General features: G+C 71.8%; 16 protein-coding genes. 7 read left to right on the top strand and 9 right to left on the bottom strand.

The window, feature by feature from the left end; translation table 11 throughout:
• Positions 1–2: 2 nt before the first annotated feature.
• Both ACZ7LU_RS11770 and ureA read right to left on the bottom strand, forming a co-directional pair.
• On the bottom strand, positions 3–1724 hold the full coding sequence (locus tag ACZ7LU_RS11770) for an urease subunit alpha (RefSeq protein ID WP_398308798.1): 1722 nt from the start codon (positions 1722–1724) through the stop codon (positions 3–5).
• Entirely contained in the window at positions 1721–2425 is a 705-nt protein-coding gene (gene ureA, locus ACZ7LU_RS11775) for an urease subunit gamma (RefSeq protein ID WP_468313306.1), read from the bottom strand. Before ureA ends, ACZ7LU_RS11770 begins: the two co-directional genes overlap by 4 nt.
• A gap of 166 nt (positions 2426–2591) precedes the next feature.
• On the opposite strand from ureA, the gene ACZ7LU_RS11780 reads away from it, so the two are divergent.
• Together ACZ7LU_RS11780 and ACZ7LU_RS11785 are read left to right on the top strand one after the other, a co-directional pair.
• Complete coding sequence (locus ACZ7LU_RS11780; protein WP_471149318.1) at positions 2592–4037, top strand: cytosine permease; 1446 nt, start codon at positions 2592–2594, stop codon at positions 4035–4037.
• A 48-nt stretch (positions 4038–4085) separates the two neighbouring features.
• Positions 4086–4259 carry a hypothetical protein gene (locus ACZ7LU_RS11785; protein WP_471916615.1) on the top strand — a complete coding sequence of 58 codons (174 nt, stop codon included), beginning with the start codon at positions 4086–4088 and terminating at the stop codon, positions 4257–4259.
• 19 nt (positions 4260–4278) lie between these two features.
• Here ACZ7LU_RS11785 and ACZ7LU_RS11790 read toward each other — a convergent pair whose 3' ends face one another.
• Complete coding sequence (locus tag ACZ7LU_RS11790; protein WP_471916616.1) at positions 4279–5208, bottom strand: zinc-binding dehydrogenase; 930 nt, start codon at positions 5206–5208, stop codon at positions 4279–4281.
• Positions 5209–5327: 119 nt separating this feature from the next.
• Here ACZ7LU_RS11790 and ACZ7LU_RS11795 point away from each other — a divergent pair, with 119 nt between their 5' ends.
• Complete coding sequence (locus tag ACZ7LU_RS11795) at positions 5328–5963, top strand: TetR family transcriptional regulator (RefSeq protein ID WP_471916617.1); 636 nt, start codon at positions 5328–5330, stop codon at positions 5961–5963.
• 359 nt (positions 5964–6322) lie between these two features.
• Here ACZ7LU_RS11795 and ACZ7LU_RS11800 read toward each other — a convergent pair whose 3' ends face one another.
• A complete protein-coding gene (locus ACZ7LU_RS11800; protein WP_398308809.1) occupies positions 6323–7414 on the bottom strand; it encodes a branched-chain amino acid aminotransferase in 1092 nt (363 codons plus the stop codon).
• 258 nt (positions 7415–7672) lie between these two features.
• A complete protein-coding gene (locus ACZ7LU_RS11805) occupies positions 7673–8722 on the bottom strand; it encodes a 3-isopropylmalate dehydrogenase (protein ID WP_471916618.1) in 1050 nt (349 codons plus the stop codon).
• A gap of 140 nt (positions 8723–8862) precedes the next feature.
• Here ACZ7LU_RS11805 and ACZ7LU_RS11810 point away from each other — a divergent pair, with 140 nt between their 5' ends.
• Complete coding sequence (locus tag ACZ7LU_RS11810; RefSeq protein ID WP_471916619.1) at positions 8863–10467, top strand: purple acid phosphatase family protein; 1605 nt, start codon at positions 8863–8865, stop codon at positions 10465–10467.
• A 10-nt stretch (positions 10468–10477) separates the two neighbouring features.
• Here the strand turns inward: ACZ7LU_RS11810 and ACZ7LU_RS11815 are convergent, their stop codons facing one another.
• Both ACZ7LU_RS11815 and ACZ7LU_RS11820 read right to left on the bottom strand, forming a co-directional pair.
• Positions 10478–10606 (bottom strand): hypothetical protein, encoded by a 129-nt coding sequence (locus ACZ7LU_RS11815; protein WP_398308815.1) that lies wholly within the window; start codon positions 10604–10606, stop codon positions 10478–10480.
• 206 nt (positions 10607–10812) lie between these two features.
• Entirely contained in the window at positions 10813–11757 is a 945-nt protein-coding gene (locus ACZ7LU_RS11820; protein ID WP_471916620.1) for a LysR family transcriptional regulator, read from the bottom strand.
• Between the two features lie 101 nt (positions 11758–11858).
• Here ACZ7LU_RS11820 and ACZ7LU_RS11825 point away from each other — a divergent pair, with 101 nt between their 5' ends.
• Both ACZ7LU_RS11825 and ACZ7LU_RS11830 read left to right on the top strand, forming a co-directional pair.
• Entirely contained in the window at positions 11859–12851 is a 993-nt protein-coding gene (locus tag ACZ7LU_RS11825; RefSeq protein ID WP_471916621.1) for an NADP-dependent oxidoreductase, read from the top strand.
• 69 nt (positions 12852–12920) lie between these two features.
• Positions 12921–13628, top strand: coding sequence for a nitroreductase family protein (locus tag ACZ7LU_RS11830; protein WP_468089474.1), 708 nt, complete (start codon positions 12921–12923; stop codon positions 13626–13628).
• Here the strand turns inward: ACZ7LU_RS11830 and ACZ7LU_RS11835 are convergent.
• Positions 13607–14725, bottom strand: a complete 1119-nt coding sequence (locus ACZ7LU_RS11835) for an oxidoreductase (protein WP_471916622.1) — start codon at positions 14723–14725, stop codon at positions 13607–13609. The genes ACZ7LU_RS11830 and ACZ7LU_RS11835 overlap by 22 nt on opposite strands.
• Before the next feature lie 157 nt (positions 14726–14882).
• On the opposite strand from ACZ7LU_RS11835, the gene bla reads away from it, so the two are divergent.
• Positions 14883–15773 (top strand): class A beta-lactamase, encoded by an 891-nt coding sequence (bla, locus tag ACZ7LU_RS11840; protein ID WP_471916623.1) that lies wholly within the window; start codon positions 14883–14885, stop codon positions 15771–15773.
• An 87-nt stretch (positions 15774–15860) separates the two neighbouring features.
• Here bla and pruA read toward each other — a convergent pair whose 3' ends face one another.
• The gene (pruA, locus tag ACZ7LU_RS11845; RefSeq protein WP_468562400.1) at positions 15861–17492 is read right to left on the bottom strand and encodes an L-glutamate gamma-semialdehyde dehydrogenase; all 1632 of its coding nucleotides are present in this window, start codon (positions 17490–17492) and stop codon (positions 15861–15863) included.
• Positions 17493–17536 lie beyond the last annotated feature (44 nt).

Below are 17536 nucleotides of genomic sequence, written 5' to 3' on the forward strand. Positions count from 1 at the left end.
CCTTAAAGGAAGTAGAGGCGGTTGAGGGAGACGGAGTCGGCGGGCTCGGAGCGGACCGGGTCGCCGTCGAGGGTGACGAGGCCGGAGCGCTGGTCCACGTCGACGGCCCCGGTGCGGGAGTTCAGGCGCAGGTCGGCGGGGCCGATGCCGCGGGTGCCGCGCACGGCGACCCGGCGGCGGCGCGTGGGCATCAGGTCGTTGCCCTGGTCGACGGCGGCCTGCGCGACGAACGCCACGGAGATGTCGGCGGGCGTGGCTCCGTACGACCCGAACTGCGGGCCGAGGACGAGAGGTTCACAGGTGTCGGTCGCGGCGTTCGGGTCGCCCACGACGCCGTACGCGGGGAAGCCGGACTTCAGGACGAGCTGCGGCTTGGCGCCGAAGTACTCGGGACGCCACAGCACGATGTCGGCGAGCTTGCCGACCTCGATGGAGCCGACCTCGTGGGCGAGGCCGTGGGCGAGGGCGGGGTTGATGGTCAGCTTGGCGATGTAGCGCAGGACGCGCGCGTTGTCGTCGTGCGGGCCGTCGCCCGCCATGGGGCCGAGCTCGGCCTTCATCTTCCCGGCCATCGCGAAGGTGCGGCGGACGGTCTCGCCCGCGCGGCCCATGCCCTGGGCGTCGGACGAGGTGATGCCGATGGCGCCCAGGTCGTGCAGCACGTCCTCGGCGCCCATCGTCCCGGCGCGGATGCGGTCGCGGGCCATGGCCGCGTCGCCCGGCAGGTCGGTCTTGAGGTCGTGGACCGAGACGATCATGCCGTAGTGCTCGGCGACGGCGTCGCGGCCGAAGGGCAGGGTGGGGTTGGTGGAGGAGCCGATGACGTTCGGCACGCCCGCCATCTTCAGGACGTTCGGTACGTGACCGCCGCCGCACCCCTCGATGTGGAAGGCGTGGATGGTGCGGCCTTCCAGGACCTTCAGGGTGTCCTCGACGGAGAGGCACTCGTTCAACCCGTCGCTGTGCAGGGCCACTTGGACGTCGTGCTCCTCGGCGACGCGCAGCGCGGTGTCCAGGGCGCGGGTGTGCGCGCCCATGTCCTCGTGCACCTTGAAGCCGGACGCGCCGCCCTCGGCGAGCGCCTCGATGAGCGGGGCGTCGTGCGAGGACGAGCCGCGGCCGAGGAAGCCGATGTTGACCGGCCAGGCGTCGAAGGCGTTGAACGCGTGACGCAGCGCCCACGGCGAGTTGACGCCGACGCCCCACACAGGGCCGAACTCCTGGCCGATGATCGTGGTCACGCCGGAGGCGAGGGAGGCCTCCATGATGCGGGGCGAGAGCAGGTGGACGTGGGTGTCCACGGACCCGGCGGTGGCGATGAGCCCCTCCCCCGACACGATGGACGTGCCGGTCCCGACGACGACGTCGACGCCGTCCAGGGTGTCGGGGTTGCCCGCGCGCCCGATGGCGTGGATGCGGCCTTCCCTGATGCCGATGGACACCTTGCGGATGCCCTGCACGGCGTCGATGACGACGACGTTGCTGATGACGACGTCGCAGGTCTCGCGGACAGCGGCGGCCTTCAGGTGCAGGCCGTCACGGGCGGTCTTGCCGAAGCCGGCGAGGAACTCGTCGCCGTACTTCTGGGCGTCGGACTCCACGCGGATCGTCAGGCCGGAGTCGCCGAGCCTGACGTGGTCGCCGGCGCGGGGGCCGTGCGTGGCGGCGTACTCGTACGGGGTGAGACGGCGCGGTTCGGCGGCGTGTCCTCCGGGGCGGCTCATCGCTCGACCTCCTGCTCAGTGGTTTCCGGTACGCCGAGGTAGCCGCAGGCGGCGGCGCGGCGCAGCGCCTCCTCGCGGGCGCCCGGCGCGTCCAGCGGCCCGTCCACCAGGCCCGCGAAGCCGATGGCGATCCGCTCGCCGCCGATGGGCAGCAGCCCGACGTCGACGCTCTCGCCGGGCCCGAAGCGGACGGAGGACCCGGCGGGCACGGCGAGCCGCATGCCGTACGCGGCGGCGCGGTCGAAGTCGAGCCGGGGGTTGGCCTCGAAGAAATGGAAGTGCGAGGTCACCGAGACCGGCACGGTGGCGGTGTTGTGCACGGTCAGCGTCACGGCCGGCGCCGCGTCCTCGTGCAGCGGCCCGGGCAGCAGCGCGCCCGGCGCCTCGTCGCCGAGGCCCTCCCCGATCGGGTCGGAGACGACCGCGAGCCGGGACCCGTCGTCGAAGACGGCCTCCACGTGCACCTCGGTCACCACGTCCGCGACGCCGGGCAGCACGTCGTCAGGGCCGAGCACCGAGCGGGCCCGCTCGACGGCCTCGGCGAGCCGGGCGCCGTCGCGGGCGGCCTCGCAGACCGTGTCGGCGATCAGCGCGGTCGCCTCCGGGACGTTGAGTCTGAGGCCGCGCGCCTTGCGGGACCTCGCGAGCTCGGCGGCCCCGAAGAGCAGCAGCCGGTCGCGTTCGGTGGGCGTGAGTCGCACGCGCCGTACCTCCCTGTTCCACGTTTAGAGCGCCACTCTAACTACGAAATCCGCACACGGGAAGCGGCGACAGAGGCATTGACGAACCAGTGGTGAACGCGTCACATTGAGCGCTGCTCAAAAACGGGGCAACCATTCCGGACCAGCGAGCGTCAGGGGCACCCTCATGCCGATAGAACAGCGCGGAGTCGACACCATCCCGGACGGGGAGCGCACCAGCGGTCCCCGCGATCTCGTGTCGATCCTCATCGGCTCCAACCTCTGCCTGGGGGTGATCGTCTTCGGCTGGCTGCCGGTGTCGTTCGGCCTCGGCTGGTGGCAGTCGGTGAGCGCGGTGGTGGCGGGCACGGTGATCGGCACGGCACTGACCGCGCCGCTCGCCCTGGTGTCGCTGCGCACCGGCACGAACCTCTCCACGTCCTCGGGCGCCCAGTTCGGCGTGCGCGGCCGCCTCGTCGGCTCCGTCGTGGGCCTGCTGCTCTCCCTCGGCTACACCGCGCTGACCATCTGGATCGGCGGCGACGTGATGGTCGGCACCCTGCACCGCCTGCTCGGCCTGCCGGCCGGCGGCTTCTCGTACGCCGTCGTCTACGCCCTGCTCGCCGCCGCCACCGTGATCGGTGCCGTCTTCGGCTACCGCGTGCTCCTTCGCCTCTCCCGGGTCCTCGCCTTCGGCATGACGGCGCTGCTGATCCTCGGTGTCGTCGCGTACGCCCCCGACTTCACGACGTCGGCGCTCCCGGGGGCGGGCGGCTACCTCCTCGGCTCGTTCTGGCCGACATGGCTGCTCGCCCTGGTCGCCGCGGGCCTCTCCGGCCCGATCGCCTTCATCACGCTCCTCGGCGACTACACCCGTTACGTCTCCCCGGCCCGGCACAGCTCCCGCGCGGTCCTCGGCGCGGCGTGGCTCGGCCTGCTCGCGGGTCTCCTGATCCCGCAGCTCTTCGGCACGTTCACGGCGTACGCGGCGCGCGCCGCCCTCGACTACGCGGGCGGGCTCGTCGACGCGTCGCCCACCTGGTACCTGGTGCCGCTGCTGCTCGCCGCCTCCGCGGGCTCGGTCGGCAACGCGGGCCTGATGCTCTACTCCATGGGCCTCGACCTGGACGCGATCCTGCCCCGCGCCTCGCGCGCCCGCGCCACGTACACGGTCGCCGTCGTCGCCACGGCCTGCGTCTTCGTCGGCCACTACGCGTGGGAGGCGCAGGACGCGATGACGTCCTTCGTGCTCCTCCTCACGGCCATCGGCACCCCGTGGGCGGTGATCACCCTGATCGGCTTCGCGCGCTGTCGCGGGGAGTACGACGCGGAGGCCCTCCAGGTCTTCAACCGCCGCTCCAGGGGCGGCGTCTACTGGTACCGCGCCGGCTGGAACGTGCAGGCCACGACGGCCTGGGCGCTGGGCGCGGCGGTCGGCGTACTCGCGGTCTCGCTGCCGTCGTACGAGGGCCCGCTGCTCTCCCTGACGGGCGGGGTCGACTGCAGCTTCCTGCTGTCGGGCGTGGTGGGCGGCGCGGCCTACCTGGCGCTGTCGGCTCGGGAGGGCCGGGCCGCCGCCCCCACCGCCCCGGAGGCCGCCCCGGCTGCCGCCTCCGTCGATCACGTAGCCTGAAGCGGAACTTGACCGTCAGGGGATCACAGCAGTACGGGGAGTACGACCATGGAAGAACTCATAGGACTCGGCGTCCGCGCGGCCAAGGGCGCCGGAGCGGCGGTCCTCGGCGTCGTCGACGCCCTCACCGGCGGCCCGCTCACCCCGGTGGGTTCGAACGTCCCGAAGGCGGACGACGAGAACGACAACGAGAGCAAGAACGAGGAAGGCAAGGGCAAGTAGCCCGGGCAGACCCCCCAGCTCAGGCGATGTCCAGAACCGCCTTGCCGTGGAGACGGCGGCCGAGCAGCTGCTCGGCCGCCTCGGGGAACTTCTCCCACGACCCCCGCCAGGACGTGCCGGGGTCGAGCGCGCCGGACGCCACCTCCCCCGCCAGCCAGGTGAGACCCCTGGCGAGACCGGTGCAGCCGAGCAGGTAGAAGCTGACGACGGAACGGTCGTGCCGGCCCATGTCTCCGTAGAGGGTCCCGTACGGGAAGTGCTCGGCGTCACCGCCTGAGTGCCCCACGGACACGAGCGTGCCGTGCTGGCCCAACTGCTCGTACGCCTCGACGAGTTGGCGGCCGCCGACCATGTCGAGCACGCCGTCCACGGGCGCTGCGGCTGCCGCAGGCGTGGCGATCACCTCGTGCGCGCCGAGGGCCCTGAGCGCGTCCCCGCGCCCTTCGGGATCACCGGTCACCGCGACGACCTCGGCGCCGCCGCGCCGGGCGAGCTGTACCGCGTACCGGCCGACGCCGCCGGTGGCGCCCGTGACCATGACGCGCCTGCCGAGGATCGGGCCGATCCGGTCGAGGGCGCGCAGGGCGCTGGCGCCCGCGACCGGCAGCGTACTGATGGCTCCCGGGTCCGCACCCTCGGGCACGACGCCCATCAAGTCCGTGTCGGCGGCGCGGAGTTCGGCCCAGCCTCCGTCACCGCCCAGGGTCACCACCGGGGTGCCGGCCGCCGGGCCCGAGCCGTCGGCGGCGGCGCGCTCGACCACGCCGGCGGCGTCCCAGCCGAGCACCGCACCTTCCGGTGCGCTCTCCAGACCGAAGCGAACCTCGCCGTAGTTGAGGGAGGTGGCGGTCACCCTGACCAGGGCCTGGTGCGGCGCGGGATCGGGGACGGGGGCCTCGCCGAGGCGCATGCCTCCGGGGGCGGAACGGTCGACCAGTAGTGCGCGCATGGGGGTTGAGCCTCTCTCCGGGGTCCTATGGGGTCGCGAGATCGCCGACCGCTCGCCATGGTGCCACTGAGTGGCAGAAGCCATCAAGGGGCATTCGCTCCCGGAGCTACACTTCCGTCATGGACTCCACGGACCTCGACCGGCTCCCCCTCCGGGAGCGCAAGAAGCTGCGGACGCGCCAGGCCCTGGTCGACACGGCCCTGGACCTCTTCACGGACCGCGGCTTCGACGGCGTCACGCTCGACGCCCTGTGCGACGCCGTGGAAATCTCCAAACGCACCTTCTTCCGCACCTTCACCAGCAAGGAAGACGTGGCGATGGCGCCGACGCAGGATCTGTGGGCGGCGTTCCTGGAGGAGCTGGAGGAGGTCGAACCGGTGCGGGGGCAGCCGCTGTTCGACGTCCTGCGGGACGCGCTCCTCGCCGCACTCGGGCGCATGCCCGCCGAAGGCTGGGCCCACCGGGTGCTGCTCAGCCGGCGGCTGGCGGCGCGGACTCCGTCCATGGACGCGCACGGGCTCGCCTTCTGCGACCGCACGAGCCGGGCGGCGCTGGTCATGGCCCGGCGCCGGTTCGACCTGCCGGAGGAGGACGACCTGCGCCCCCGGCTGGCGATCGACCTGCTGGTGTCGGCGTTCCACCGGGCACTGGAGGCGTGGACGGAGGGGCCCGATCCGACGCGGGACCGGCTCGCGTCACTCCTCCGCGACGCCTGCGCCGCCCTCCCGGCCGCCTTCGCCCTCCCGGCCCGCTGACGGGCCCCTGCCCTCCCACGCCAACTTACGGCCCTGCCCATCTGCGGCCCGGCGGTGGCTGGCCGCGCAGTTCCCCGCGCCCCTGGACGGCTTCGCCACCCGGGGGCGGTGCCCGGAGGTGCACTCAGGGGCGCGGGGAACGGCGCGACCAGCCACATACGACCCGCAGCCGGAAGCGATCAGGGGCGCAGGGAACTGCACTGCGCGACCAGCCACATACGGGCCGCGGCCGGAAATGGTCAGGGGCGCGGGGAACTGCGCAACCAGCCACATACGGCCCGCAGCCGGCAGCGAAGAGGGCGAGATCCCTCCGTCCCCGGCCCCGGCACGGGGCCGCCCACGTGGCGACGGTCAAGCCCTCAGCCGAGCCCGTGCATCCAGCCGTGCTGGTCCGCCACCGTGCCGCGCTGCACGTTCAGCAGCGCCTCGCGGAGCTTCATCGTGACCTCGCCCGGCTTGCCGCCGCTCTGCTGCCACTCGCCCGAGTTGCACTTCACCGTGCCGACGGGCGTGATGACGGCCGCCGTGCCGCAGGCGAAGACCTCGGTGAGGGTGCCGTTCTCCGTGTCGGCCTTCCACTGGTCGATGGAGACGCGGCCCTCCTCGGAGGTGTAGCCGAGGTCGCGGGCGACCGAGAGGAGCGAGTCGCGGGTGATGCCGGCGAGGAGGGACCCCGTCAGGGCGGGGGTGACGATCTTGTCGCCGTACACGAAGTACAGGTTCATGCCGCCCAGTTCCTCGACCCACTTGTGCTCGACGGCGTCGAGGTAGGCCACCTGGTCGCAGCCCTTCGCCGCGGCCTCGGCCTGCGCGAGCAGCGACGCGGCGTAGTTGCCGCCGGTCTTGGCGTCGCCCATGCCGCCGGGGACGGCGCGCACGCGGTCCTCGGAGAGCCAGATCGAGACGGGCTGCACGCCGCCGGGGAAGTAGGCGCCGGCGGGCGAGGCGATGACGACGAAGAGGTATTCGTTGGCGGGCTTCACGCCCAGGCCGACCTCGGTGGCGATCATGAAGGGGCGCAGGTAGAGGGACTCCTCGCCGCCGTGCGCCGGAACCCACGCCTTGTCCTGCCGGACCAGCGCGTCGCACGCCTCGATGAACGTCTCGACCGGCAGCTCCGGCATCGCGAGGCGGCGCGCGGAGGCCTGGAAGCGGCGGGCGTTGGCGTCGGGGCGGAACGTGGCCACCGAGCCGTCGGGCTGCCGGTAGGCCTTCAGGCCCTCGAAGATCTCCTGGGCGTAGTGCAGGACGTTCGTCGCGGGGTCGAGGGCGAGCGGGCCGTACGGCACGAGCTGACCGTCGTGCCAGCCGCGCCCTTCCGTCCACTTGATCGTCACCATGTGGTCGGTGAAGTGGCGGCCGAACCCGGGATTGGCCAGGATCGCCTCGCGCTCCGCGGTGGCCAGCGGCGTCGAGGAGGGCTTGAGCTCGATGGTCGGCGTCGTCGTCATGAGTACTTCGTCCTTCACGTGTGATGGTGACGGACCGCGCTCACATCCGGACGCCCAGTACTAGGACGTCCGAGTTTCCCTGCTGCTTCCACGGCCCCACGTTCGATTATCGCTCGCGGGGTCCCCAGGGAGAAACGGCACGATTGCGGCCCGGGGGTCGATGGTGACACCCGGGGGCCGGATACGAGAAGCCGCCGGGCGCCTCTGGGGGCCCGGCGGCTTCTGCGTGATCTTCTGCGCGATCTACGAGCTGCCGGGTCAGCCCGCTACTCGTACGGCGAGCGCGTCGCCGATCTGCTCGGTGGTGCGGACGGTGTCCCCGCGCTCCGCGAGGTCGGCGGAGACGGCGGCCTCGATGCGGGCGGCCTCTGCCTCGTACCCGAGGTGGCGCAGGAGCAGCGCGACGGAGAGGACCGTGGCCGACGGGTCGGCCTTGCCCTGGCCCGCGATGTCCGGCGCCGAGCCGTGCACCGGCTCGAACATGGACGGGAACTCGCGGCTCGGGTTGATGTTGCCGGAGGCGGCGACGCCGATGCCGCCGGAGACGGCCGCGGCGAGGTCGGTGATGATGTCGCCGAAGAGGTTGTCGGTGACGATCACGTCGAAGCGGCCGGGGTCGGTGACGAGGTAGATCGTCGCGGCGTCGACGTGGATGTAGTCGGTGGTGACGTCGGGGAACTCCTTCGCCACCTGGTTGAAGACGTTCGTCCAGAGGTGACCTGCGTACGCGAGGACGTTGTTCTTGTGGACCAGCGTCAGCTTCTTGCGCGGGCGGGCCTGCGCGCGGGCGAAGGCGTCACGGATCACGCGCTCCACGCCGAAGGCCGTGTTGACGGAGACCTCGGTGGCGACCTCGTGCGGGGTGCCGGTGCGGATCGAGCCGCCGTTGCCCGTGTAGGGGCCCTCGGTGCCCTCGCGGACGACGATGAAGTCGATCTCGGGCTGGCCGGCGAGCGGGGTGGCGACGCCGGGCAGCAGCTTCGAGGGCCGCAGGTTGACGTGGTGGTCGAAGAGGAACCGGAGCTTCAGCAGGAAGCCGCGCTCCAGGACGCCGGACGGGACCGAGGGGTCACCGATCGCGCCGAGGAGGATCGCGTCGTGCTGCTTGAGGGCTTCCACGTCGGCGTCGGTGAGGGTCTCACCGGTGGCGTGGTACCGCCTCGCGCCGAAGTCGAATTCCACCGTCTCGAGCTTCACATCCTGCGGAAGCACGGCGTTGAGGACCTTGAGCCCCTGGGCCACGACCTCTTGGCCGATGCCGTCTCCGGGGATGACTGCGAGATTGATGCTGCGAGAACTGGCCGACATACGAGCACCGTACTCTTCGTCCCAGGGGATGACATGCGGTGTCCGGCATGCGGACAGGCAACGATCGCGGCACCTCGTGGTCGGTTTCTGTTCATCCTGGTGTCTGGCGGGAGTTGGGCCCCGCTGGGAAGTTCCCAGGCATGGACACTCCCCACGTCGGCATTCCGGAGCGGCTCGCGGCCCGGATGAGCATGCCCGAACAGCACGAGTACCTGCGCGGGAAGTTCTCCCGCCGCAGGGTGCTCGCCAGTTCGTTCGCGACGGCTGGGGCGGTGGGCGGCGCGGGGCTGCTCGCGGGCAGTTCGGGCACGGCCAACGGCTCGGGCACGTCGCCGGCGCACTCCGTGAGCGCGCCGCCCGCCCCGGTGCGGGTCGACGGCAAGCTGGTGGCGCCCTTCGGCCGGCACCTCGCCTTCGGTGCCGACCCGAAGACGCAGATGCGGGTCTCCTGGCAGGTGCCGTTCGCGGTCAAGTCCCCTTTCCTGCGGGTGGGTACGCGGCCCTGGGAGCTGAGCCGGAAGATCGAGGCGGAGGTGCGGGACCTGCACACCCCGTCGCTCTCGAAGAAGCTGCCCGCGGTCGAGCAGTATTACTTGCACGCGGCGCTCGACGGCCTGAGCCCCGGCACGACGTACTACTACGGCGTCGGCCACGACGGTTTCGACCCGGCGTCGCCCGAGCGGATGGCCACCATCGGCTCCTTCAGGACCGCGCCCGCCGAGCCGGAGAAGTTCGTCTTCACGGCCTTCGGCGACCAGGGCGTCAGCTACCACGCGCTCGCCAACGACCAGGTGATCCTGGGCCAGAACCCGTCGTTCCACCTGCACGCAGGCGACATCTGCTATGCGGACAGCACCGGCCACGGCAAGGAGTCCGACACCTACGACGCGCGCGTGTGGGACACCTTCCTCGCCCAGACGGAGTCCGTCGCGAAGTCCGTGCCGTGGATGGTGACCACCGGCAACCACGACATGGAGGCGTGGTACTCGCCGAACGGCTACGGCGGCCAGTGGGCCCGCTGGTCGCTCCCGGAGAACGGCTTCGACCCGAGGAACGCGCCGGGCGTCTACTCCTTCACGTACGGGAACGTCGGCGTCGTCGCCCTGGACGCCAACGACGTCTCGTACGAGATACCCGCCAACAAGGGCTACACCGAAGGCCGGCAGACCGCCTGGCTCGACAGGCGCCTGCGCGAACTGCGCGCGGACGAGTCAGTCGACTTCGTGGTGGTCTTCTTCCACCACTGCGTGTACTCGACGTCGACGCACGCCTCCGACGGCGGGGTGCGCGACGCGTGGCTGGAGCTGTTCATCAGGCACCAGGTGGACCTGGTCGTCAACGGCCACAACCACGTCTACGAACGCACCGACGCCATCAAGGGCGGCAAGGTCGGCAGGCCCGTGCCGGTCGGCGCGTCGACCGATCCGACGCGCGACGGCATCGTGTACGTCACCGCGGGCGGCGCGGGCAAGGACCTCTACGGCTTCGGCCCCGGGGTCGAGGACAGCTACGAGGGCAACGTCCACGACCACGACAGCATCAAGAGCTTCCACTGGACGAAGTCACGCGTGCCGAACCCGGACACCGTGGAGTGGTCCCGGGTGCGCTACACCGGCTTCTCGTTCCTCGCGGTGGAGGTGACGGCCGGGGCGCGCCCGAAACTGTCGGTCTCCGCGCTCGCCGAGAGCGGCGAGCGCATCGACCACTTCGAGGTGGTGCGGGGGGTGGCGCGGGGGATTCGGTGACCTGTCGGGCTCAGTGGCCCGTCTCGCCGCCGTTGTCCCTGCGGTCGAGGGCTCGCTGGAGTGCGGCGGCGGCGTTCCTGCGCTCGGCGTCGCTGGTGCGGGGGGTGTGACGGACTCGGCGGGCGGTCGTCTCGGCCATGGGGGATCCACTCCTTGAGGGAAGGGTGCATTCATTACGAGACGCCGGGGGCGGGGAGCGCTGGAGCGGCAGGGTTCGCCTGCGTGCGGCTCCGGCTCGCTACCGCATTCGCTTGATCGAGCGAGACGTTCGGCTCCTACAAAGCTAAGGGAGAACGGAGCGTCTGTCTCCACAGTTACTCGGACTTCCTACTATCTGAGACGGCTTCACCCGCGTACCGCTCTCAGCTCGCGGATCAGTGCCCGTACGGCGAGGGAAGAGGCCAGCTCAGGAGTGGTGACGTAGCCGACCGAGCGCGTCGGGCGCTCCGTTCCGAGATCAGTGATCCGCACCGTGTCCGGTGCTCCGGTCAGGGAGAGGGCCGGCATGATCGCCATGCCGTGACCGTTGCTCACCATCGAGAGCACTGCTCCGTCGTCCTCGGTCAGGACGGTCGCCGCGGGAATCCATTCCTGCCGCCCCCACCACTCCCTCGTGTACGAGCCACAGTTCTCGTGCCAGTCCACCAGCGGCAGCGAGCGCGGGTCGGGGTGGCCCGCCGGATGCACGAACGAGTAGGCCTCTTCCAGGATGACGTCACCGACAAACCCGGCAGGCACCGGCGACGCACCCCCGAGCGTCGCGATCCCCACGTCCGCGCGCCCCTCGGCGACCTCCCCCGCCGTGCCCGCACCCAGCTCCCGCACCACGCGGACCTCCGGCCTGATACCGGGATGCGCGGCGGCGAGCCGGTCCAGGGCCGCCGGAAGAAGATGCAGTGCAGCGCTACGGAACGCGGCGATCCGCAGCGTCCCCTCCACGGCTCCGTCCGCTCCCCGCGCGGCACCCCGCGCCTCCGCGACGAGCGTGTCCAACAGCCGCAGCACCCGCCGGGCGTGCGCGGCCGCGGCGGCCCCCGCGGGCGTCGGCGTGGCCCCCTTCCTGCCCCGCTCGAAGAGCACGGCACCGACCTTGCGCTCCGTCCCGCGGATGGAGTGGGACACCGCGGACTGGGTGAGCCCCAGCGCCTGCGCCGCCGCCGAGAACCCGCGCTCCCTGTCGACCGCCACGAGGATGCGCAGCTCGTGCGGGGCGAGGTCGGCGGGCAGGGCGGCGGTGGCGCGGGGACCGGCGCCACCGGCGTTCGCCGGGGCCGGAGTGCCGGGGGTCATCAGGGGGCTCACCTGCTTCTATGAGGGCTTCTCATGGTCCGGGCCGTTCCATGAGCGCAACCCACTGCCCCACCCCCGCATTCCTTCCTACGGTCATCGACATGACCGACACCGCGCTCACCGTGCACCAGACCGCCCGCCCCCACGGCTTCCCCACCGCCGCCCACTTCGCCTTCGTGGAGTCCCCGCTCCCCCGGCCCGCCCCCGGCACCGCCCTGGTCGAGAACCTCTACTGGTCCGTCGACCCGTACCACCGCGAGATGATGGACGGCGACTTCGCGCTCCACGCCCCGCTGGAGGGCCGCACCATCGGCCGCGTCGTCGCGTCCCGCGAGCCCGCCCTCGCCGAGGGCGAGATCGTCCTCCACCGGCAGGGCTGGCGCACGCATGCCGTGGTGACGCCGGACGAGGTGCGTCGGCTGCCCGCCTTCGAGGGCGTGCCGCTCTCCGCGTATCTGAGCATCCTCGGCGGCACGGGCCTGACCGCGTACGTCGGCCTGACCCGCATCGCCGAACTCCGCGAGGGCCAGGACCTGTTCGTCTCCGCGGCGGCGGGCGGCGTGGGCACGGCGACCGGACGCCTCGCCCGGCTCATGGGCGCGGGACGGCTCGTCGGCAGCGCGGGCACGGCGGCGAAGGCGGCGTACCTGACCGAACACGTCGGCTACGACGAGGTCTTCGATCACCACGCGGGGCCGACCGCCGACCTTCTCGCCGAGGCGGCGCCCGACGGCATCGACGTGTACGTCGACAACGTGGGCGGCGAGCATTTGGAGGCGGCGATCTCCTCGCTGCGCCCGTACGGCCGGATCGTACGGGTCGGCACGATCGCGCAGTACAACGCGACGGGCGCGCCGTACGCGCTGCGCAACCTCCCCGACATCGTCGAGAAGAGCCTGCGCATGGAGGGCTTCCTCGTCCGTGATTACGCACATCTCCAGGAGGAGTTGTACGAGTTCGTGGTGCCGCATCTGCAGAGCGGCCGCGTACGGCTCGACGAGACGGTGGTGGAGGGGTTCGACCGGATCGTGGACGCGTTCCTGGGGATGCTGCGGGGCGAGAACCGGGGAAAGATGATCGTCCGCGCGAGCTGATCGGAATTGGTCTGCACCATGGCTCTCCGCACCATGGCGCGGAGGCCGCCCCCGCCGCAGAATCGGACCATGCCTGAGACCGAGCAGAAGCAAGCGTGGACCCCGATCCACGGTGAGCCCTACCGCTCCGTTCCCTATCGGCCCGAGCGCATGCCCGAGGCGCAATCCCTGGCGCAGGCGGCCGAGTTGAGGGCACGGATGCGGGAGCGACGGACAGTGCGGCAGTTCGCTCCGGACCCCGTGCCCCCGCAGGTCGTGCGGGACGCCATCGCGTGCGCGGCGACGGCCCCGTCCGGCGCGCACCAGCAGCCGTGGACGTTCGTCCTCGTCCAGGACCCTGAGATACGCCGCCGCATCCGCGAGGCCGCCGAGCACGAGGAGCAGATCTCCTACGACGGCCGCCTCGGCGAGGAGTGGCTCGCGGCCCTCCGCCCCCTCGGCACCGACGAGGTCAAGCCGCACCTGACGGACGCGCCCGCCCTGATCGTCGTCTTCCAGCAGCGGTACTGGCTCGGCGAGGACGGCACCAAGCACAAGCACTACTACGTCGACGAATCGGTCGGCATCGCGGTCGGGATGCTGCTGTCCGCGCTGCACCTGTCGGGCCTCGCCGCGCTGATCCACACGCCGAGCCCGATGCGGTTCCTGTCCCAGGTGCTCGGCCGCCCCGAGAACGAGAAGGCGTTCGCGGTGATCCCGGTGGGCTACCCGGCGCCGGACTGCCGGGTCCCCGATCTCGTACGCAAGTCGCTGGATCAGGTGCTCGTCGAGGTCTGAGCGGACACCGGCAGGTCCGTGAGGGCGGGGTAGTCGGTGTAGCCCTCGACGCCCTCTCCGTAGAGGTGGGTCTGGTCGATCTCCTGGAGGGGGGCGCCCGTGGCGAAGCGCTCCGGCAGGTCGGGGTTGGAGATGAACCCGCGCCCGTACGACACGAGGTCGGCGAGGCCCGACGCGAGGAGGGCCTCGCCCGCCTCCCTGGTCGTCGGGTCGCCGTTCTCGCCGACGTTGGCGATCAGCGTGCCGTGCCAGCGGGGGCGCAGATCGGCGAGGGCCGGGTAGCGGTCGTTGTCGGTGAGGTGGAGGTAGGCGAGGCCCAGGCCGTCGAGCTCGTCCAGCAGCGCGCGGTAGACGGGCCCGGGGTCGGCCTCCACCATGCCGAACTGCGGGTTGCCCGGCGAGAGGCGGAGCCCGAGCCGCTCGGCGCCGATGGCTGCGGCGACGGCGCGGACGACCTCGACGGCGAAGCGGATGCGGTCCGCGACCGAGCCCCTCCCGTACGCGTCGGCACGGAGGTTGGTGTTGTCCGCGAGGAACTGGTGGATCAAGTAGCTGTTGGCGCCGTGCAGTTCGACCCCGTCGAAGCCCGCCTCGATGGCGTTGCGGGCGGCGGCCGCGAAGTCCTGGACGGCGGTGCGGATGTCGTCCAGGGACATCTCGCGCGGAGTGACGGGGTCGGCCTTGCCGCCGGGCACGTGCACGCGCTCCGGGTCCACCAGCACGGCGGACGGCGCGGCGGGGGCGTCCCCGTCGACGCGGGACAGGGGGTGCCCGTGGCGGCCGCCGTGCATCAGCTGCGCGTAGATCCGGCCGCCTTCGGCGTGCACGGCATCGGTGACGCGCCGCCAGGCCGTGATGTGTTCGGCGGTCTCGATCCCCGGGTAGCGCCAGCCGCTCTGGCCGCGGCTGCTGGGCCAGATGCCCTCGGTGACGATGAGGCCGGCGCTCGCGCGCTGGGCGTAGTAGTCGGCGACGACCGGGAGCGGGGTGCCGTCGGCGGTCGCCCGGAGGCGTGTCATGGGGGCCATGACCATGCGGTTGGGGAGGAGGCCGAGGGAGCCGGCGGAGTGGGGCGCGAGGAGCGTGGTGTTCGTCATGCCGGAACGGTAGGAGTTGACACAGGTGTGAAGTTCAAGCGCGGAGGCCCGCAGGACACGGGTCGGCGAGCCGGCGCGGAGGTCCACCGGACACGGGTCGGCCGGCCCGCCCGGAGCCCCTGGCCCGGTGCCGCACCGGGCCGGTACCTTCTGGATCATGAACGTGACTCCCTCCCGCAGGACCGTCCTCGGCGCCGCCGCCGCGGCCCCCGTCTTCCTCTCCGTCCCCGGCACCGCGCACGCGGCGCCGTCCGCCGACGCCCGGCGGCAGCTGCGCGAGCTGGAGAAGGGCTACCCCGGCCGCATAGGCCTGCACGCCCTGAACACCGGCACCGGCGCCACCCTCGGCTACCGCGCCGACGAGCGCTTCGCCATCGCCTCGACGTTCAAGGTCCTGGCCGCCGCGGCGATCCTGCGCAAGGCGCGCGAGGAGGAGCCCGGGCTGCTCGACACCGTGGTCCGGTACGACCGCGACGACCTGGTCACCTACTCGCCCCGGTGCGAGATGCACCTCGCGACGGGCATGACGGTCCGGGAGCTGTGCGACGCGACCGTCACGTACAGCGACAACGCGGCGGGCAACTTCTTGCTGCGGCGGCTCGGCGGCCCGTCCGGCATCACCCGCTTCGCCCGCTCCCTCGGCGACTCCCGCACCCGCCTCGACCGCTGGGAGACCGACCTCAACACCAACATCCCGGGCGACCCGCGCGACACGACGACCCCGGCGGCCATGACCGCGAACCTGCGCAAGCTCGTCCTCGGCGACGCCCTCGACCCGCTCGACCGCGACCAGCTCGTCCGGTGGCTCGTGGAGAACACCACCGGCGACAAGCGGATCCGCGCCGGGCTCCCCGAGGGCTGGCGGGTCGGCGACAAGACCGGATCCCCGGCGTACGGCGGGGTCAACGACGTCGCCGTGGCTTGGCCCCCGAAGGGCGGCGCCCCGCTGGTCATCTCCGTCTACACGACCCGCCTGGACCCGGACACCCCCGGCGAGGACCGCATCGCGGCCGACATGACCCGTATCGCCGTCGACGCGCTCGTCTGACTCCGGACACGACACCGCCTCCGACCGGGGTGGGGCCCGGGTCGGAGGCGGGGTTCAGGGGCGGGCCGAAAGGGCCCGCGGCGGGCGTCAGCCCATGTGCGGGTAGCCGTACTCGGTCGGCGGGACCAGCGTCTCCTTGATGGCGCGGGTCAGCGTCCACCGCTGGAGGTTCTGCGGGGCGCCGGCCTTGTCGTTGGTGCCGGAGGCGCGGCCGCCGCCGAAGGGCTGCTGGCCGACGACGGCGCCGGTCGACTTGTCGTTGATGTAGAAGTTGCCCGCGGCGTAGCGGAGCTTCTCCATCGTGTACGCGGCCGCCGCGCGGTCGTTCGCGATGACCGAGCCGGTGAGCGCGTAGTCCGAGACCGACTCCATCTGGGTCAGCATCTCGTCGTACTTGTCGTCCTCGTAGACGTGGACGGCGAGGAACGGGCCGAAGTACTCGGTCGTGAAGACCTCGTTGGCCGGGTCCGAGCACTCGACGACGGTCGGGCGCACGAAGTAGCCGACGGAGTCGTCGTAGGTGCCGCCGGCGATGATCGTGCAGGAGTCGTCCGCCTTGGCGCGGTCGATGGCCGCCTTGTTCTTGGCGAACGCGCGCTCGTCGATGACCGCGCCGATGAAGTTCGACAGGTCGGTGACGTCACCCATCTTGATGCCGTCGACCTCGGCCGCGAACTCCTCCTTGAAGCCGGAGTTCCAGATGGAGGCCGGGATGTAGGCGCGCGAGGTGGCGGAGCACTTCTGGCCCTGGAACTCGAAGGAGCCGCGGGTCAGCGCGGTCTTCAGGATCGCGCGGTCGGCGCTCGGGTGCGCGACGACGAAGTCCTTGCCGCCGGTCTCGCCGACCAGACGCGGGTAGGTGCGGTACTTGGCGATGTTCTCGCCGACCGTCTTCCACAGGTGCTGGAAGGTCGGGGTGGAGCCGGTGAAGTGGATGCCGGCGAGGTCGCGGTGGTGCAGGGCGACCTCGGAGACGGCGATGCCGTCACCGGTGACGAGGTTGATGACGCCCTTGGGCAGGCCCGCCTCCTCCAGGAGCTGCATGAGCAGCACGGCGGCGTGCGTCTGCGTCGGGGACGGCTTCCACACGACCACGTTGCCCATCAGGGCCGGGGCGGTCGGGAGGTTGCCCGCGATGGCCGTGAAGTTGAACGGCGTGATCGCGTAGACGAAGCCCTCCAGCGGGCGGTGGTCCAGGCGGTTCCAGACACCGGTCGCGTTCGCCGGGGGCTGCTCGGCGAGCAGGTCACGGGCGTACTTCACATTGAAGCGCCAGAAGTCGACGAGCTCGCACGGGGTGTCGATCTCGGCCTGCTGCGCGGTCTTCGACTGGCCGAGCATCGTCGAGGCGGCCAGGGTCTCGCGCCACGTCGTGGAGAGCAGCTCGGCGGCGCGCAGGATGATCGCGGCGCGGTCGTCGAAGGACATCGCGCGCCACGCCGGGGCGGCGGCGAGGGCGGCGTCGATCGCGTCCTGGGCGTCCTGCTGGGTCGCGTGGCGGCCGGTGCCGATGACGGCCTTGTGGTTGTGCGGCTGCACGACCTGGAAGGGCTCGCCGCCACCGAGGCGCTTGACGCCGCCGATGGTCATCGGCAGCTCGATGGGGTTCTCGGCCAGCTCCTTGAGCTTGGTCTCGAGGCGGGCGCGCTCCGGGGAGCCGGGCGCGTAGCCGTGTACCGGCTCGTTGACCGGGGCGGGGACCTGGGTCACAGCGTCCATGAGTTCCTTAGCTCCTTTGTGCGAGGGCTCTGCGAGGGCTCTGT

It is taken from the genome of Streptomyces sp. NPDC039462 (assembly GCF_055639375.1).

Excerpts from the sequence above, each read along its gene's own strand:
- ACZ7LU_RS11770 (WP_398308798.1), bottom strand. The coding sequence starts at position 1,724 with ATGAGCCGCCCCGGAGGACACGCCGCCGAACCGCGCCGTCTCACCCCG.
- ACZ7LU_RS11780 (WP_471149318.1), top strand. The coding sequence starts at position 2,592 with ATGCCGATAGAACAGCGCGGAGTCGACACCATCCCGGACGGGGAGCGC.
- ACZ7LU_RS11785 (WP_471916615.1), top strand. The coding sequence starts at position 4,086 with ATGGAAGAACTCATAGGACTCGGCGTCCGCGCGGCCAAGGGCGCCGGA.
- ACZ7LU_RS11790 (WP_471916616.1), bottom strand. The coding sequence starts at position 5,208 with ATGCGCGCACTACTGGTCGACCGTTCCGCCCCCGGAGGCATGCGCCTC.
- ACZ7LU_RS11795 (WP_471916617.1), top strand. The coding sequence starts at position 5,328 with ATGGACTCCACGGACCTCGACCGGCTCCCCCTCCGGGAGCGCAAGAAG.
- ACZ7LU_RS11800 (WP_398308809.1), bottom strand. The coding sequence starts at position 7,414 with ATGACGACGACGCCGACCATCGAGCTCAAGCCCTCCTCGACGCCGCTG.
- ACZ7LU_RS11805 (WP_471916618.1), bottom strand. The coding sequence starts at position 8,722 with ATGTCGGCCAGTTCTCGCAGCATCAATCTCGCAGTCATCCCCGGAGAC.
- ACZ7LU_RS11810 (WP_471916619.1), top strand. The coding sequence starts at position 8,863 with ATGGACACTCCCCACGTCGGCATTCCGGAGCGGCTCGCGGCCCGGATG.
- ACZ7LU_RS11815 (WP_398308815.1), bottom strand. The coding sequence starts at position 10,606 with ATGGCCGAGACGACCGCCCGCCGAGTCCGTCACACCCCCCGCACCAGC.
- ACZ7LU_RS11820 (WP_471916620.1), bottom strand. The coding sequence starts at position 11,757 with ATGACCCCCGGCACTCCGGCCCCGGCGAACGCCGGTGGCGCCGGTCCC.
- ACZ7LU_RS11825 (WP_471916621.1), top strand. The coding sequence starts at position 11,859 with ATGACCGACACCGCGCTCACCGTGCACCAGACCGCCCGCCCCCACGGC.
- ACZ7LU_RS11830 (WP_468089474.1), top strand. The coding sequence starts at position 12,921 with ATGCCTGAGACCGAGCAGAAGCAAGCGTGGACCCCGATCCACGGTGAG.
- ACZ7LU_RS11835 (WP_471916622.1), bottom strand. The coding sequence starts at position 14,725 with ATGACGAACACCACGCTCCTCGCGCCCCACTCCGCCGGCTCCCTCGGC.
- bla (WP_471916623.1), top strand. The coding sequence starts at position 14,883 with ATGAACGTGACTCCCTCCCGCAGGACCGTCCTCGGCGCCGCCGCCGCG.
- pruA (WP_468562400.1), bottom strand. The coding sequence starts at position 17,492 with ATGGACGCTGTGACCCAGGTCCCCGCCCCGGTCAACGAGCCGGTACAC.